Here is a 16,003-nt window from a genome sequence, read left to right on the forward strand (position 1 = left end):
TATCGACGTCTTATTATCGACGTCTTATTATCGACGTCTTATTATCGACGTCTTATTATCGACGTCTTATTATCGACGTCTTATTATCGACGTCTTATTATCGACGTCTTATTATCGTCGTACTGTAGTCGACATTAGATAGGCGCTCTATGAAAAGCGTATAAAAAGCAAAGGTAATAACTTCTAGGTTATCGCCTATTCCGCTTTTATAACGTTTATTTTTAACTCGTTTGGTTTTGAAAAATGTGCGATTAGCCAGCAAACATGTTGGAAGTAAATCATGTGAAGTACTTCTTTAATAAATAAGCTCTTAGGGTGTTTTTTCATCACTTTTCAGCTTATTTTTTAGGCGTCGCTACGTGAAATCTGAGCTCGCATTCGGGGTATTACCTTGCAGATTTTACGTAGCGCACGATTTAAATTACACAAAAAACGTACTCTCTCAGCAGGCCACAAGCCTTATCTCGCGATATGGTTTGGAATAATTACGAGATAGGCCAACAATTGACGGCATTGAAACACCCAAACTGTTTATATATACAGTAATGTGATAGAGTAGCACTGTACTTGAGATTACAATAGTAAAGCGCTTTGTGGAGTGATGAATGGATTAGTGCGTAACTTCACGCATGATAATTACAGTTATCATGCGTGAATATTGTTATATATCAATAGCTTATAAAGTCCTGTTAAATCTAGCATAATAGTTACAATAATGTCTTCACCAGGTTGCTCAATGTCCTCAAAAACTAATAGCTCATACTTGCTCACAACTCAATTAGTTAACAGCAACAGTGATAGCAGCTCACAGCCACAAGACTCAAGTAGCGCGACGGTTCCAGCTTTTGGTATCGAGTACTCTCGTGGTAAGCAGCACACGTCAGGTTCTGACGACCTAACAACAAGTCAATGTTCATCTTCTGATAAAAACGTTGAAAGCTATTATCAAGATATTTTTACCAAGCTTCCATACAATACACAACGGGCATACATTAGTGACTACAATGAGTTCGCAATTTTTTGTAAGCAAGCTGGATTAAGTGGCTTTAAGAACAACTTCGAACACAATGAGATCTGCATTAAACAATATGTTGAAGCGTTGTGCCGTTCTCCCCTAGCCTATAGAACCATTAAGCGTCGGTTATCTGCCCTTAGTAAATTTTTGGGCGTGGCTAAATTGCCAAACCCCATTATTAGATCTGCGTATCTAAGAGACTTTATCCGTTTATCGCTTATAGAGAATAGAAAGTTTCGCTTGTCTCACAAACAAGCGGTTCCGCTTACGATAGATATGCTTGAACAAATAAACAATGCAATTATTCCTGATTCTTTATTAGAGCTCCGCGACCTTGCAATCATTAACCTGATGTTTGATGCATTGCTTCGCGCTGATGAATTAGTTCGAGTTTGCATCGAGGATATATCTGCGCGTAATAACACGCTGTTGGTTGTTTCTTCGAAAAGCGACCAGTCTGGTCAAGGTCAATATCGCTATATTTCTTCCAGCACCATATCTATGGTTCAAGAGTATATTAACGAAGCTAATCTTGATCCAAAGACTAAAGCAACCCGCCTTTCTTCAGATTTACGCGGGCTGCACAAAGGCGTTTTGTTTAGACGACTAACAAACCATAAAACAGCACTTTTGCCATTTGATGAGAACATTCCCAGCCATAAGGCAAATGTACTTAACTATTCGAGTGTCTACAGGATTTGGCAACGTATTGCTCAACGCGCAGGTATTAGCGAAAACATTACCCCTCATAGTGGTCGTGTTGGTGGTGCAGTTTCTCTAGCCGAAGATGGCGCATCTTTACCCGAGCTTCAACTGGCTGGAGGTTGGCAATCACCGGAAATGCCTGGGCATTATACAAAACAGGCTAACGTAAAGCGTGGTGGAATGGCAAAATTGTCGGCAAAACGAAAAAGATAAAGCTCATTAAATACAGTAACTTAATTAATACATGGTTACGCATAACCATCGACATCAGTAACAATGTCTAACTCACCTACTCTCTACATCCTTTTACCAATCTGAAACTGTATTACTCGCGTATCAAAAGGTAAATTTGCCCTAAACCTATATTAATGAATAGGTTTTCTAAGTTGGCAAACATTAAAGTAAAAGGAGTGATATATGAGTAGCGGTATTGATACAAAGCATGGAAAATTACTCGCGGAAATGGTGGTTCCCTCGTCGTCATGGAATGTCCAACCCGAGAAGCAAGACCCATTCAAGTCACAAGAAGCAGCACTAGATTATTTAAACTCAAACAATGAGCCGTTATATCTCCACGTGCCATTAGCTCAATCTGATGATTACGTGAGAATCTGCGTAACTTCACGAGGCGATGATGTTGTTTTTACGATAAAAGATATCAATAACGGTGGTGAAACTTCATTGCATTATTCGCACATTAAAAACTTAGATAGCACAATTAGAACCTTAGTATCAGAATGTTGTGACCGGAAAATCAAAGCCCTATAAATTAGGGCTTTCTTTCCGCCTATAAATCGCAAATTGCACTACCAAAGAATGCTAATCCACGTAAAGCCGGCCGTCATTAGGCTAATGAACACTGCTGCAGAGCCGATATCTTTAGCTCGCCCTATTAATAAATGGATGTCTGTGCTGACATGATCACAGAGTTTCTCAATAGCGGTGTTGAGTAGCTCAGTGATAAGCACAATCAGTAAAGATATCACCAGCAATATACGTTCTACATGCGTAACGTCGATGAAAAACGCTACAGGTGTCATTATCAATATTGCGAAAATTTCTTGTCTGACCGCAGCTTCACTTAAAAAGGCTGCTCGAAGCCCCTTAAGTGAATAGTAAGTGGCATAGAGTACGCGTAAAATACCTGTCCGTTTCGTTATCATGATAAGTAATTTTAAGATTAGTTACAGCCTTACAAAACGTAACTGACCTTCGTTACATCTACATGACGGCGAAGGTATTTATCATGGATATTTAAAGCATTTTCGACGCTAATCGCCGCATTAATTTATACTTTCACAGCTAGCACGTCTGTTTTAACACCATGTAGTACTGCATTGGCCGTTGACCCAAGTAGCAAACGAAGACCGCTCTGGCCATGGGTGCCGACAACAATGAGATCTGCATTAATCTTTTCGGCCATATGGTGAATCTCATCAGCAGGAGAACCTATCTCTACATTGATGTGGCTGTAAGGTATATCATGTTTTGCGGCAACGTCTTTTAATTGCCTTAATGCCTGCTCTCTTACTTCCTCTGAAAAATCCCGTTCTAAAAATAGTCCGTAAGGCTCTACATTGGTTTGTGGATAAGCAACATACAGGAGGTGAATTTTGTGACTATTGCCTGCTATTGCAATGGCTTTCTCCACCACTAATTCGTAGTCAGAATAAATATCTATAGGTACTAAAATTGTCTCGTAACCTTGCATTGTGGCTGTCCTCAATTTTTGTTAGGTAGCAGTGCTTTTCTACCATACCGTTAACTAATTCCATTAAATAGTAGTGCTATACAAATAATTATTCTTTGAGCTAGGTCAATGATTAGTCTGCAGCCTCATTCATAATCAGTGTATACACATTAGTTCTAGCGAACGTTACGCTTCTTTACCGTAAAAGAAAGAGGGAAATGAGTATGAAAACGGCAATAGTTGTTATAGCAACGCTTCTCCTTTTCGCCTGTGACCAGGGCGCGCAGTCACCTCGCGGCTTTAGCTTGCCCGAAGGCAATATGGAAAAAGGCTATTTGGTATTTAAAAAGTATCAGTGCCAAGACTGTCACAGAATTGCAGGAGAAAAAGAGTCCGACAATGCGCAATACCTAGTCGCGAAGCCTATTCCATTGGGAGGCAGCAGTGGAAGAATTAAAACTTATGCAGAGTTGGTGACAAGTATTATTAACCCATCACACAAACTTACTCCTCGACAGCCTGCCAGTTTCACCAGCGAAGACGGTGTGTCATTAATGCGAGTTGTAAACGACGAGCTAACCGTTTCCGAACTAATAGATTTAGTGGCGTATCTTCAGCCTAAATATAAAGTAACACCCTACAGGACTAGTGATTACCGCCTCTATCAACTGCGTATTCCAAGCGAGCAATCTAAAGATTAACTCGCAGTTTTAGGCATTAAAAATCGTTAAGCGTGACTCCACAATAGGTATTTGATTAGGAGTCATGGCTTAGTTTTTTTAAGATACCGCTTTCGTTTCTTTCTCTATTTCTGCCAATAAACTACAAGGCATAAAGCTTTCAGAATTTGCTTCTTTTAAGTGTAATTTAAATCTATCGGGAACGTCGTCGGTTAAGAAACTTCCTGTTTTAACTAACGGGAAAATCTCGTCGTAACGCGCAATATTACACTGATCTACTCGCCTAAATATATGGGTACGATTTAGTTCGCTAGTTCTCACATGTCCTGTAGAAGACAAGATATCCATCAGCGCATGAATAGTTTTTTTGTGAAAGCGGTACACGCGCTCGTACTTGTCTTCAACGTTTAAGCCCTTGGCAAGCTTGGGGTCTTGCGTTGCTACACCGGTCGGACATTTATTCGTATTGCATGACAGCGACTGAACACATCCAAGTGCCAACATCATTCCTCTGGCACTGTTACATAGATCGGCGCCTAAACTTAGATTTTTCGCTAACTGAAAAGCGGTAATGATTTTTCCAGAAGCAATGATTTTAATTTTGTCGCGAATACCAAAACCAGTGAGACAATCGTCTACAAACGCCAACGCTTCACGCAGAGGAAATCCTATAGAGTTTGTGTACTCAAGCGGTGCAGCGCCGGTACCTCCTTCGCCCCCGTCTACCGTTATAAAATCTGGCGTTACGTCCTTCTCTACCATGGCTTTGCACATGGCAATAAACTCACTTTTTCTACCCAGCGCCAGCTTAATACCCACTGGTTTATATCCACTTAACTTTCGTAACTGACTAATAAAATCAACCATTTCTAAAGGCGTTGCAAACGCTTTATGTCTAGGGGGAGAATCAACTTGAGTTCCAGGCTCAACCCCTCTTATTTTAGCTATTTCAGGGGTATTTTTATACGCAGGTAAAATACCACCATGTCCAGGCTTAGCGCCCTGGCTTAGCTTTATTTCTATCATTTTTACATTGTCGAGTTTGGCTTTTTCTTCAAAAAGAACAGGATCGAAACCGCCATCTTTACTTCTACAACCAAAGTATCCCGTACCAATTTGCCAAACGATATCGCCACCATTTTCGAGGTGATATGGGGTTAGACCACCCTCACCTGTGTTATGGTAAAACCCGCCTTTTGCAGCACCTTTATTTAGCGCCAAAATGGCATTTTTTGACAAGCTTCCAAAGCTCATTGCGCTTATGTTAAGTATGCTTGCACGATACGGCTTTTTGCAATGAGGGCCACCTACCGTCACTCGGGGATCTTCATCCATGTCTTCCACTTCGCGAGCAGATAAAGAATGGCCAATCCACTCATAGCCATCTTTATACGTATCTAGCTGAGTACCGAAGGGAACAGTTTCTCTACTGTTTTTCGCACGTTGATAAACAATCGAACGAAACATGCGGGAAATAGGTGCTCCGCCAGTATCGGTTTCTATGATGTATTGCTGGATGTAGGGCCTTAGTCCCTCGACGGTCCATCGTACCCTGCCAATTAATGGAAAGTTCTTTAAAATGGCATGTTTTGTTTGGAAGGCATCATATAGACCAAAAATGAGTAGCGTGACTGATAAGAGTAAAAACCACCACACGGGCGCCCACAATACGCCAATCACCACATTGAAAGCGACCAGCAGGGTTAGCACAGTTAGAATTGTTAAACGCATTCAAAGTCCTTCTTTATTTTTGGTCATATCAAAACAAAATAATATGCCTACAACCCTGTTCAATACACCTGAAATCGGGAACTAGATTTACTTTAGCGGTAAATGACTGATTTAGGAGTTAAATATACTGAGCCAGCTTTTAGCTCAATTGGGTTACGCGTTACCAAAATATGCAATTACAATGCTTTTTTAGCTGCGAAAACAAGCCATTGCATGCTAGTCTAAAACCTTTCAATTAGCGAGTTGAGAGAGCGATTTGTAGCTATCACTGGTTAATAGATGATGTGACCTATACAAAGGTAACGGATTTTACGTTCAACATTTTCTGAAAGGTAATTCATGGAGTATGCATTTCTTCTTTTCGCATTTGTTTGCGGCTTAACGGTTAAACTTATTGGCATTCCTCCTTTAGTTGGCTACTTGGTAGCTGGCTTTTTATTAAATTTTGCAGGCTACACGCTCACTGAAGATTTAACCCAAATAGCCAACTTGGGCATCACCATTATGCTCTTCACCATCGGTCTGAAACTCAACATCCGCGATTTGAGTCGACGAGAAGTTTGGGCGGGAAGCGTTTCACATACCTTAGTATGGGTGGGCGTTATTACCTGTTGCGTCTATGCGATTGGTGCGGTTGCTGCAAATTTCGTTGATGGGCTTACATGGAAAAGCGCTGCGCTTATCGCTTTTGCCCTTAGTTTCAGTAGCACAGTCTGCGTGGTTAAAGTATTAGAAGAAAGTGGCGAAAGTAAAACCCGCCACGGCCGCCTTGCCATTGGCATTTTGGTCATGCAAGACGTTTTTGCTGTTATCTTCCTTGTTGCAGCAACTGGAAAGCTCCCCTCTGTGTGGGCGCTTGCGTTGTTGGCCTTATTCCCAGCAATGCCAATCATAAACAAAATGATTAATAAGTCGGGCCACGGTGAACTGCTTCCGCTTACTGGCTTTATCCTCGCCTTAGGTGGCTATCACTTGTTTGAGCTGGTTAACATTAAAGGCGATCTTGGGGCACTAATCTTTGGAATCATGTTAGCCCAACATGAAAAGGCTTCGGAGCTAGCGAAGTCGCTGCTTAGTTTTAAGGATCTCTTCTTAATCGGCTTCTTCCTTACTATCGGTCTTACCGCCCTTCCCGATCTTAGTATGATTGTCCTAGCTATCGTGTTCTGCTTATTTATACCGTTAAAAGCAGCACTCTTTTTCGGCTTATTTACGTCACTTCGCCTTCGCGGTCGCACGGCTTACTTGAGCAGCTTGGTGCTTTCAAATTACAGTGAATTTGGCCTTATTGTTGGCGCACTAGCCGTTTCATTAGGTTTATTGGCAAACTCTTGGCTAGTGGTGATTGCTTTAGCCGTATCTATTTCATTCGTTATCACCAGCGTGCTCTATCGCAATTCTCATTCTCAATATCACAATCATAAACACACCATTAAACGTTTTGAGAAAAACGAGCGCTTAAAAGAAGACATTTATCCTACTCTCCACAACGCGGAGTTTTTAGTGTTGGGGATGGGACGAGTTGGTCGCGGTGCCTTCAATGCGTTATCTAAATTAAGTGATGTGAGCGTATGGGGAATGGACGCCGACCGAGTAAAAGTAAAAGAGTTATCAGACGAAGGCTTAAACGTAATATGCGGCGACGGTGAAGACGTCGATTTGTGGGATAATTTAGATATCAAACAGATTCAGCTTGTTTTGCTTGCTCTGCCTTCTATCCAGGACTCAATAAACATCACACGTCAGCTTAAAAACGCGGGCTATGTTGGAAAAGTCGCAGCCATTGCACGCTATGAGGATGAAGTGTCACATCTATTAGAAAATGGTGTAGATAAAGTCTTCAACTTCTTTACCGAAGCAGGGCTTGGTTTTGCTGAAGAAAGTCTTGCTTATGCGCATGCACAACAGTAATGCTGTTCTAAATGCGAACAATGGATGAATTGAGAAACGTTATCGTTTGTAAACAACTGTTTTACAAAGACTTTTTTTGACATGCGGTCAAATTTAGACTAAACTTCACGCAAATACGTTAATAGGGTTTACACAATGCAAGGTGATAAACAAGTTGTTGCAAAATTGAACGAAGTACTGACAAGTGAACTTACTTCGATAAATCAATACTTTCTGCACGCTCGTATGTTCAAAAACTGGGGTTTTTCTGAACTTAACGAAAAGAATTATAAAAAGTCTATCAAGGACATGAAGCAAGCGGACGATCTTATCGAGCGCATTTTATTCCTTGAGGGCCTTCCTAATCTTCAAGCGTTAGGCAAACTTTATATCGGTGAAGATACCGTTGAAATGCTGTCATGTGATGCGCGTTTTCAAAAAGAACAGCTTCCACTACTTCGTGAAGCTATCGCGCTGTGTGAAGAAAAGCAGGATTATGTTTCTCGTGATTTGCTTGAAGACCTTCTTGAATATGAAGAAGAGCACCTAGACTGGATTGAAACGCAAGAATACCAAATTGATGCTATGGGTATAGAGAACTACCTACAAGCGCAAGTAATGGGAGATGACTAATGAAAGGTAACCAAGCAATCATCAATGGCTTAAACGAACTACTCTCTTATGAGTTAGCCGCCATGGATCAGTATTTCATTCACTCTCAGATGTATCTTGATTGGGGTTTGAATAAGCTTTACGAACGCATCGATCATGAATTTGATGACGAGCGTGGACATGCAACTAAGCTAATAGAACGCATGCTGTTTTTAGAAGGTACGCCTGACATGACGAAGCGCACAGGCTTCAAAGTGGGTAAAGATGTACCTGAGATGCTAGAAAGCGATTTACGTGTTGAATATGAAGTTGATGCAAAGTTACGTGAAGTTATTGCGCTTTGTGAAACCGAGAAAGACTATGTTACTCGTGACATGCTAATTGTACTACTAGACGATACAGAGATGGATCACGCACACTGGCTAGAGCAGCAGCTTGGCCTTATTAAGCGACTAGGTATTCAAAACTACCTTCAGTCGCAAATGTAAGAAATAGCGTTCACGCTACAATTTACAGGTAATTAATAAAAGGCCGCTCTTAAATAAAGAGCGGCCTTTTTTGCTTGTTTACTCCCCTTTCTTTAGGGAGAGTCTTATTGCTTTTAATACAGTTACTGCTGTGTAACAAAATACAAATAGCTGGGGCTTTCTTTATCTTTAATATTTAGACGTAGCTGCCATTTCATCACTGGCTCACTACAGCTACCTAACATAAACCAACCTGACCACTTTCCTTGACCATCGTTATCTAACAGCACGGGAATTTTGCCCATATACATGTTTACCCCTTCAATCCATGCGCTCTCTATTTCCTCTCCCTCAGGAACTAAGAGCTTAACCGTTACTGACTCTTCGGCTTCAGGCATGGCTGAAAAAGTGGCAATTGCTAACCTGTCATCAATTAAGAATTCGCAAGTTTCATTGACAAAGTTGCAGCTGTTTCCTATTCCATTAACTACGCTAGTGTCTTTTAACACCGATGACTGGAATTTATGTGCAAGGTATACACACACGGCTACAACAATAATAGCCACTAATGGAAGCTGGGAATGTAAAATTTTTGATCGTTTATTGTTATCGTTATTTAGCATTTCTTAAATTTTGTGTATTTCTTCATTGACGGAGATCAAGCTTAGGTAGTTTATGGTATCTTTTTGTAATTAAAAACCTTATCATCCGCGTACCAACTGGCTTGGAGACAATAATTATTACTCTTTCCGAGCTCGGTGTGAAGCGTTATTCCTTAGCTGATACACGTCTCGACCGTACTATTCCGGCAGTTGGAGACCATAGTTCATTTGAAGTGGAAGATTCATTAAAATGAGTGAAATAAGCCAAGCACAACCTGACTACAATTATAAAGTAGTTAGGCAATTTACCATCATGACCATAGTCTGGGGTATCATTGGTATGGGCCTAGGGGTATTTATTGCCGCGCAGTTATTTGCACCTATGCTTAACTTTGACACACCATGGCTAACATTCTCACGTTTGCGTCCGTTGCACACTAACGCCGTTATTTTTGCCTTCGGCGGCTGTGCGCTATTTGCAACGTCGTACTACATCGTTCAGCGTACCTGCCAGGTAAGACTGTTCAGTGACAAACTTGCCGCATTTACCTTTTGGGGTTGGCAAGCCGTTATCGTTTTAGCTGTTATCACCCTGCCTATGGGTTTAACCAGCTCAAAAGAATACGCTGAACTAGAATGGCCAATTGATATCCTTTTGGCACTGGTTTGGGTCGCTTATATCATTAACTTCTTCGGAACCCTAGTAATCCGTAAAGTTTCGCACATTTATGTTGCAAACTGGTTCTTAGGCGCGTTCATGTTAACTGTTGCAATTCTTCATATTGGTAACAGCATGGCTATTCCGGTATCTTTCACTAAATCGTATTCACTGTATGCAGGCGCAGTAGACGCTATGATGCAGTGGTGGTACGGCCATAACGCGGTAGGCTTTTTCCTGACTGCGGGCTTCCTTGGTATGATGTACTACTTCGTACCTAAGCAAGCTGGTCGCCCGGTTTATTCATACAGACTTTCAATTGTTCACTTCTGGGCACTTATCTCTCTGTATATCTGGGCTGGTCCTCACCACCTTCACTACACTGCCCTACCAGACTGGACTCAGTCGCTTGGTATGGTGATGTCTATTATCCTATTCGTTCCATCTTGGGGTGGTATGATTAACGGTATTATGACGCTATCTGGCGCGTGGCATAAACTTCGCACCGACCCAGTATTGCGTTTCCTTATTGTTTCATTGTCTTTCTACGGTATGTCTACCTTCGAAGGCCCAATGATGGCAATCAAGACCGTTAATGCACTGTCTCACTACACTGACTGGACAATTGGTCACGTACACTCTGGTGCTCTAGGTTGGGTTGCAATGGTTTCAATTGGTTCAATTTACCACTTAATTCCAGTGCTATTCGGTCAGCGCGCTATGTATAGCACCAAGCTAGTTAACGTACACTTCTGGTTCGCAACTATCGGTGTTGTTCTATACATCGTAGCAATGTGGATGTCTGGTGTACTACAGGGTCTAATGTGGCGTGCAGTAAATGCTGACGGTACGTTAACCTATAGCTTTGTTGAGTCATTAGAAGCGTCTAAGCCTTTCTATGTGGTTCGTTTCATTGGTGGTTGTTTCGTGGTAGCAGGTATGCTTGTTATGGCATACAACACATGGAAAACCGTTCGTGCACCTAAAGGCAGTATCGCTGCAGACCCAGCGACTCAGCCGGCGTAGTAAAGGAGACGAATAATGAAAAACGCACATGAGTTAATTGAAAAGAACGTCGGTCTGTTAACGGTATTAATCCTTATCGCTATCAGCTTCGGTGCCATGGTTCAAATAACGCCGTTGATGTTTCAACAGCAAACCATGGAACCGGTAACAGGCTTACGTCCATATACCGCGCTTGAGCTTGAAGGCCGTGATATCTACATCCGTGAAGGTTGTGTAGGTTGTCACAGCCAGATGATCCGTCCATTCCGCGCTGAAACAGAGCGTTATGGTCACTACAGCGTTGCTGGCGAATCAGTATGGGAACACCCTTTCCTTTGGGGTTCTAAGCGTACTGGTCCTGACCTAGCACGTGTTGGTGGTCGTTACAGCGACGAATGGCATCGAGTTCACCTGCTTAATCCTCGTAACGTGGTACCAGAGTCGAATATGCCAGGTTTCCCTTGGCTTGCGGAAAACACGCTTAATGGCGAGTTAACAGCTGAAAAAATGGAAGTATTCCGTGGATTTGGCGTTCCGTATACCGACGAAGATATCGCGGGTGCGAAAGCGGCAGTACAGGGCAAAACGGAAATGCAGGCCCTTATTGCTTATCTACAATCTCTTGGCACACATTTGAAATAATATGGACCAGGGAATTGTAGGCAGCATTTTTACTGTCATCGTCTTTGTAAGCTTCATCGGTGTTGTATGGTGGGCGTTCAGCAGCCGCAACAAGAAAAAATTCGATGAAGCTGCAAACCTAGTGTTTGCAGACGAAGAAAAAGAAAAATCAAAAGAAGATTAGCAGGAGTCTCGAACTCATGAGTATGTTTTGGACAATTTGGATTTCAGTGATAACCCTAGGGTTAATCATTGGTTGCTACTTCCTTCTTCGCTGGTGCCTTTCTAACAAGACTGGCGTAGCTGAAGGTGAGTCAATGGGCCACGAATTTGATGGTATTGAGGAGTTGAACAACCAACTTCCTCGCTGGTGGACAATTATGTTCTACATGACCATCGTTTGGGGCTTTTTATACCTAGCGCTTTATCCTGGCCTAGGTGCGTATGAAGGTATTTTGGGTTGGAAGAGTTCTAACCAAAATATTCAATCGCTAGAAGAGTCAGCTCAGGCGCGTATTGATGCTAAAGAGCAAGGCTACCTAGTAGAGTATGATCGTGAACTAGATTTTGCTGCCGAGAAGTTCGATCCGATCTTCGAAGCGTATGCACAAGTTCCTGTTGAAGAATTGGCTAAAGACCCAGAAGCAAATAAAGTAGGTCAGCGTTTGTTCCTACAAAATTGTTCTCAGTGTCACGGTTCTGATGCACGTGGTCAAAATGGCGGCTTCCCTAACCTAACGGACAACGACTGGTTGTACGGTGGTTCAGGTGCGAAAATCGTTGAAACTCTTACGCTTGGTCGTAAAGCAGCTATGCCAGCATGGCTAGATGCTATGGGTGAAGACGGTATCGAAGAAGTGGTTAACTACGTACTTAGTTTAAGCGGTCGCGATGTGGACCCTCAGCTTGCAGAAGCAGGTAAAGCTCGTTTCGCAGCGTGTGCGGCTTGTCACGGTATGGACGGTAAAGGTAACCAAGCACTTGGTGCACCAAACCTTACTGACAATATCTGGCTATACGGCGGCAGCCACAGAGCGGTAACAGAAACGCTTACTTACGGTCGTAACGGTGTAATGCCTTCATTCAAGAAAACCTTGGGTGATGACAAAATTCACGTTGTTGCAGCGTATGTATACAGCCTTTCAAATGATTAATGATTTAAATCATTAAATATCTTAAAAAGCCTCGTTACTACGGGGCTTTTTTTATGAGAAAATACAGCGATATAGACAGCATTACAGAAAGTGTCGTTGCGAACACATTTTGTGCGCCTTAGACCTGCGTCCCCAACACTATATTTATTGTTATTAACTGATGTAGCAATAATAAATATGTTGTTAGCGACGTTGCTAGTGAAGTAAATACGAGAAAGATTTCGATGAATAGACCCTGGTATAAAGAGTTCTGGCCCTGGTTTTTAATTGCCGTACCTATCATTACACTCATCATGGGTGGCGTGTTGTTAAACCTTGCTATTTCTACCGAAGATAGCTTGGTGGTAGACGACTACTACAAAGAAGGAAAAGCAATTAATGCCCGTCTGGACAAAGAAGCCATAGCCCGCCGCATGAATATCACCACTGATTTAACCATTGAAAATGGAAGCATAGCGCTGCAATTTCATTCGGGGATTCCTCAAGAAGGTAACGCGGTTAAATTAAGTTTCTATCACGTAACGCTAGAAGAGCGCGATGTTAGCGTTTTATTGAGTCGCGACGCTAACGGTATTTATCGCGGCTTTATTGAAGAAAACCTTGACGGTAAATGGCGCATATCGCTGACGCCGATTGATGATAGCTGGAAAATTCAAAACACGGTCTATCTGCCCCACACTGGCAAAATGAAATTCAATCCATAATGACAAAGCACGACTGTTACCATTGCGGCTTGCCTATAGCGAGTCCAGACAATGGGAAATTTACTACTGTCATTTTAGGGCAACAACGAGACATGTGTTGCCCTGGCTGCTTAGCGGTAGCTGAAGCGATCGTTAACAACGGCCTTGAAGACTATTACCAGTTTAGAACCGAACCGGCGCAAAAATCTGACGACGGTATTTTAGAAACGTTAGATAAGCTAAAAGTCTATGACGACCCTTCTCTTCAAGAAGAGTTCGTGTTTGAAGAAGGTCAGGACAAGCAGATTCAATTAACCCTTGAAGGTATTACGTGCGCTGCGTGTGGCTGGCTTATCGAAAAGCAGTTGTCAAAAGTTGAAGGAATAAAGCAAGTCGCGGTGAATGTACAAGAGCGCCGCGCTTTAGTCACTTGGTCACCGTTTCAAATTAAGCTTAGCCAAATTCTATCTACGCTAAAACGCATTGGTTATGTTGGGTCACCATTTCACCCCGACGAACACGAAGCCAGTTATAAACGCGAACAGAAGACCTTTCTAAAAAAGCTTGGCCTAGCAGGCATTATGACCATGCAGGTTATGATGCTGATGACTGGGCTTTATTTTGATTGGTTCGGCGCCATTGAGTTAGAGACCCGCCAATATTTTTATTGGGTTGCCCTTACGCTTACTACACCAGTGGTGCTGTATTCAGGCAGCACCTTTTATGTGGGCGCCGCTAAAGCGCTAAGCGCCAAAACGGTTAATATGGACGTACCCGTTACGCTCGCCATATTCGGTACTTACATTGCTGGAATTCGCTCTACAGTATTAGAGCAAGGTGAAGTGTATTTCGAATCCATCTGTATGTTTATTTTTCTGCTGTTACTTAGCCGATTCTTAGAACATCGCAGTCGTCATCGCGCCGCACAGATCTCTGCCAATATGATGCAGTATGTGCCCGTATCAGCGACCAAACTAAATCCGGATGGCAGCCTAACCGAGTGTCTGGCTAAGCAGCTAAAAATTGATGACGTAGTACTGGTGAAGCCTGGTGAAACAGTCCCCATTGATGGGGTGGTAACCGACGGCAACGCAGCGGTTGACGAATCAATGCTTACCGGCGAGTTTAACCCCGTGCGTAAGTCGAACAGTAGCCCGGTTTACGGCGGCACGGTTTGTCAAGATGGTACGCTAACCATTACGGTTACGCAGACCCTTAAAAATGCGCTGGTAAATCAAATTGTACGACTGCAAGCAAGTGCGATGGCGAGTAAGCCTAAAGCAGCGCAGATAGCCGATAATTTTTCTCGCTATTTCGTTACCGCGGTATTGCTGATTTCGGCGTTAACCTATGGCTTTTGGGCGTATCAGGGTAGCGACGAGGCATTTTGGATCACCATATCGGTGCTGGTTGCAACCTGCCCTTGCGCATTAGGATTGGCTACGCCATCAGCGTTAACCTGCGCTATGGCAAAGTTAAACAGACAAGGTATTTTACTAAAACGCGCAGATGCGCTTGAACAAATTACTGACATTGACACCATCGCATTAGACAAAACCGGCACGCTCACAAAAGGTAAATTTACTATTTCAAATGCCTGGTACGCTGACGGTGTGGATAGTAAAAGTGCGCTATCAATTGCGCGCGCTTTGGAGTCACGCTCTGAACATCCGATTGCCAAAGCCTTTAGCGACGGTATAGCCTTTAGCGACGGTGTAGCCCTAAGCGAGACTTCTGCCTCTAGCGGCAGTGCTGACGCTATCGATAACACGGTACACAAAGTGACTAATTTTACCGTTTCGCCAGGAGGAGGTATCAGCGGTGAGATCAATGACACGTTGTTTTCTATGGGTTCTGTAGCATTCAGCGTTCACGAATCTCAGCTAAAACTCATTGAAGCGTTCCCTTCAGCTAACGTGTTTCTCACGGTTAAGGGGCGTATTATGGCGGCGTATGAAGTAAAGGATTCACTAAGAGAAGATACGCAAGAAACTCTCGATATATTAGCTAAAAGCCATACCCTCGCCGTTTTAAGTGGTGATACACAGCAAAACGTTAATGCGCTTACCGCACCATTGCCAATTTCGACCGCTAAAGGTGGCCTAACACCTGAGCAAAAGTACGAAGCCGTTCAAGCTATGCAGCAATCTGGCGCGAAAGTGATGATGATGGGTGACGGTATTAACGACGCTCCAGTTCTTGCCAGCGCTGATGTGGCAATTGCAGTGGGTAATGCCACAGACGTGGCTAAAACTGCCGCCGACGTGATACTGCTTGGCGATCAGCTGCTTTCTGTACCAGAACTTATTCGAACTGCGCACCAAGTGAAGCAAAAAATAAGGCAAAATATTGGCTGGTCGGTAGGTTACAACGTTTTGATCTTACCTTTCGCCGTATCAGGCCTACTTTCACCGTGGATGGCTGTTGTTGGTATGTCGTTAAGCAGTATCATTGTGGTCACAAACTCAACGCGACTTTTGAGCAAATAGC

At 42.8% G+C, this 16,003-nt stretch carries 16 protein-coding genes; 12 read left to right on the plus strand and 4 right to left on the minus strand.

Translation table 11 applies throughout. The features are described from left to right. The first annotated feature begins 736 nt into the window (after window positions 1–736). Both AWH61_RS19255 and AWH61_RS19260 read left to right on the plus strand, forming a co-directional pair. Complete coding sequence (locus AWH61_RS19255) at window positions 737–1,933, plus strand: tyrosine-type recombinase/integrase (RefSeq protein WP_075177954.1); 1,197 nt, start codon at window positions 737–739, stop codon at window positions 1,931–1,933. 204 nt (window positions 1,934–2,137) lie between these two features. Continuing rightward, window positions 2,138–2,488, plus strand: coding sequence for a hypothetical protein (locus AWH61_RS19260; protein WP_039233079.1), 351 nt, complete (start codon window positions 2,138–2,140; stop codon window positions 2,486–2,488). Between the two features lie 38 nt (window positions 2,489–2,526). Here AWH61_RS19260 and AWH61_RS19265 read toward each other — a convergent pair whose 3' ends face one another. Together AWH61_RS19265 and AWH61_RS19270 are read right to left on the minus strand one after the other, a co-directional pair. Next, window positions 2,527–2,883 carry a diacylglycerol kinase gene (locus AWH61_RS19265; RefSeq protein ID WP_075177955.1) on the minus strand — a complete coding sequence of 119 codons (357 nt, stop codon included), beginning with the start codon at window positions 2,881–2,883 and terminating at the stop codon, window positions 2,527–2,529. 125 nt (window positions 2,884–3,008) lie between these two features. Further along, complete coding sequence (locus AWH61_RS19270; RefSeq protein ID WP_014949582.1) at window positions 3,009–3,431, minus strand: universal stress protein; 423 nt, start codon at window positions 3,429–3,431, stop codon at window positions 3,009–3,011. Window positions 3,432–3,634: 203 nt separating this feature from the next. Here AWH61_RS19270 and AWH61_RS19275 point away from each other — a divergent pair, with 203 nt between their 5' ends. Further along, window positions 3,635–4,111: a c-type cytochrome gene (locus AWH61_RS19275; protein ID WP_014949583.1), complete on the plus strand. Its 477-nt coding sequence runs from the start codon at window positions 3,635–3,637 to the stop codon at window positions 4,109–4,111. A 78-nt stretch (window positions 4,112–4,189) separates the two neighbouring features. On the opposite strand, the gene AWH61_RS19280 is transcribed toward AWH61_RS19275, so the two are convergent. Then, window positions 4,190–5,821, minus strand: a complete 1,632-nt coding sequence (locus AWH61_RS19280) for an FMN-binding glutamate synthase family protein (RefSeq protein WP_075177956.1) — start codon at window positions 5,819–5,821, stop codon at window positions 4,190–4,192. A 339-nt stretch (window positions 5,822–6,160) separates the two neighbouring features. On the opposite strand from AWH61_RS19280, the gene AWH61_RS19285 reads away from it, so the two are divergent. From AWH61_RS19285 to bfr (AWH61_RS19295), 3 genes are all read left to right on the plus strand, one after another. After that, on the plus strand, window positions 6,161–7,732 hold the full coding sequence (locus tag AWH61_RS19285; protein WP_014949585.1) for a cation:proton antiporter domain-containing protein: 1,572 nt from the start codon (window positions 6,161–6,163) through the stop codon (window positions 7,730–7,732). Window positions 7,733–7,867: 135 nt separating this feature from the next. Then, window positions 7,868–8,344 carry a bacterioferritin gene (gene bfr / locus AWH61_RS19290; RefSeq protein ID WP_014949586.1) on the plus strand — a complete coding sequence of 159 codons (477 nt, stop codon included), beginning with the start codon at window positions 7,868–7,870 and terminating at the stop codon, window positions 8,342–8,344. Then, window positions 8,344–8,811 carry a bacterioferritin gene (gene bfr / locus AWH61_RS19295; RefSeq protein WP_014949587.1) on the plus strand — a complete coding sequence of 156 codons (468 nt, stop codon included), beginning with the start codon at window positions 8,344–8,346 and terminating at the stop codon, window positions 8,809–8,811. Before bfr (AWH61_RS19290) ends, bfr (AWH61_RS19295) begins: the two co-directional genes overlap by 1 nt. 122 nt (window positions 8,812–8,933) lie before the next feature. On the opposite strand, the gene AWH61_RS19300 is transcribed toward bfr (AWH61_RS19295), so the two are convergent. Beyond that, window positions 8,934–9,413, minus strand: a complete 480-nt coding sequence (locus tag AWH61_RS19300) for a hypothetical protein (RefSeq protein WP_039227669.1) — start codon at window positions 9,411–9,413, stop codon at window positions 8,934–8,936. A 229-nt stretch (window positions 9,414–9,642) separates the two neighbouring features. On the opposite strand from AWH61_RS19300, the gene ccoN reads away from it, so the two are divergent. From ccoN to AWH61_RS19330, 6 genes are all read left to right on the plus strand, one after another. Next, on the plus strand, window positions 9,643–11,076 hold the full coding sequence (ccoN, locus tag AWH61_RS19305; protein WP_014949589.1) for a cytochrome-c oxidase, cbb3-type subunit I: 1,434 nt from the start codon (window positions 9,643–9,645) through the stop codon (window positions 11,074–11,076). Between the two features lie 15 nt (window positions 11,077–11,091). Then, window positions 11,092–11,697, plus strand: a complete 606-nt coding sequence (gene ccoO / locus AWH61_RS19310; protein ID WP_014949590.1) for a cytochrome-c oxidase, cbb3-type subunit II — start codon at window positions 11,092–11,094, stop codon at window positions 11,695–11,697. A 1-nt stretch (window position 11,698) separates the two neighbouring features. Continuing rightward, on the plus strand, window positions 11,699–11,860 hold the full coding sequence (locus AWH61_RS19315; protein ID WP_014949591.1) for a cbb3-type cytochrome oxidase subunit 3: 162 nt from the start codon (window positions 11,699–11,701) through the stop codon (window positions 11,858–11,860). Window positions 11,861–11,876: 16 nt separating this feature from the next. Continuing rightward, window positions 11,877–12,830 (plus strand): cytochrome-c oxidase, cbb3-type subunit III, encoded by a 954-nt coding sequence (gene ccoP / locus AWH61_RS19320; protein ID WP_014949592.1) that lies wholly within the window; start codon window positions 11,877–11,879, stop codon window positions 12,828–12,830. Between the two features lie 224 nt (window positions 12,831–13,054). Continuing rightward, window positions 13,055–13,534, plus strand: a complete 480-nt coding sequence (locus tag AWH61_RS19325) for a FixH family protein (protein ID WP_061485916.1) — start codon at window positions 13,055–13,057, stop codon at window positions 13,532–13,534. Further along, window positions 13,534–16,002, plus strand: a complete 2,469-nt coding sequence (locus tag AWH61_RS19330) for a heavy metal translocating P-type ATPase (protein ID WP_075177957.1) — start codon at window positions 13,534–13,536, stop codon at window positions 16,000–16,002. Before AWH61_RS19325 ends, AWH61_RS19330 begins: the two co-directional genes overlap by 1 nt. Window position 16,003: the final 1 nt, after the last annotated feature.

Source organism: Alteromonas sp. W12 (assembly GCF_001924945.1).
GTDB classification, from domain to species: domain Bacteria; phylum Pseudomonadota; class Gammaproteobacteria; order Enterobacterales; family Alteromonadaceae; genus Alteromonas; species Alteromonas macleodii.

Excerpts from the sequence above, each read along its gene's own strand:
- AWH61_RS19255 (WP_075177954.1), top strand. The coding sequence starts at position 737 with ATGTCCTCAAAAACTAATAGCTCATACTTGCTCACAACTCAATTAGTT.
- AWH61_RS19260 (WP_039233079.1), top strand. The coding sequence starts at position 2,138 with ATGAGTAGCGGTATTGATACAAAGCATGGAAAATTACTCGCGGAAATG.
- AWH61_RS19265 (WP_075177955.1), bottom strand. The coding sequence starts at position 2,883 with ATGATAACGAAACGGACAGGTATTTTACGCGTACTCTATGCCACTTAC.
- AWH61_RS19270 (WP_014949582.1), bottom strand. The coding sequence starts at position 3,431 with ATGCAAGGTTACGAGACAATTTTAGTACCTATAGATATTTATTCTGAC.
- AWH61_RS19275 (WP_014949583.1), top strand. The coding sequence starts at position 3,635 with ATGAAAACGGCAATAGTTGTTATAGCAACGCTTCTCCTTTTCGCCTGT.
- AWH61_RS19280 (WP_075177956.1), bottom strand. The coding sequence starts at position 5,821 with ATGCGTTTAACAATTCTAACTGTGCTAACCCTGCTGGTCGCTTTCAAT.
- AWH61_RS19285 (WP_014949585.1), top strand. The coding sequence starts at position 6,161 with ATGGAGTATGCATTTCTTCTTTTCGCATTTGTTTGCGGCTTAACGGTT.
- bfr (WP_014949586.1), top strand. The coding sequence starts at position 7,868 with ATGCAAGGTGATAAACAAGTTGTTGCAAAATTGAACGAAGTACTGACA.
- bfr (WP_014949587.1), top strand. The coding sequence starts at position 8,344 with ATGAAAGGTAACCAAGCAATCATCAATGGCTTAAACGAACTACTCTCT.
- AWH61_RS19300 (WP_039227669.1), bottom strand. The coding sequence starts at position 9,413 with ATGCTAAATAACGATAACAATAAACGATCAAAAATTTTACATTCCCAG.
- ccoN (WP_014949589.1), top strand. The coding sequence starts at position 9,643 with ATGAGTGAAATAAGCCAAGCACAACCTGACTACAATTATAAAGTAGTT.
- ccoO (WP_014949590.1), top strand. The coding sequence starts at position 11,092 with ATGAAAAACGCACATGAGTTAATTGAAAAGAACGTCGGTCTGTTAACG.
- AWH61_RS19315 (WP_014949591.1), top strand. The coding sequence starts at position 11,699 with ATGGACCAGGGAATTGTAGGCAGCATTTTTACTGTCATCGTCTTTGTA.
- ccoP (WP_014949592.1), top strand. The coding sequence starts at position 11,877 with ATGAGTATGTTTTGGACAATTTGGATTTCAGTGATAACCCTAGGGTTA.
- AWH61_RS19325 (WP_061485916.1), top strand. The coding sequence starts at position 13,055 with ATGAATAGACCCTGGTATAAAGAGTTCTGGCCCTGGTTTTTAATTGCC.
- AWH61_RS19330 (WP_075177957.1), top strand. The coding sequence starts at position 13,534 with ATGACAAAGCACGACTGTTACCATTGCGGCTTGCCTATAGCGAGTCCA.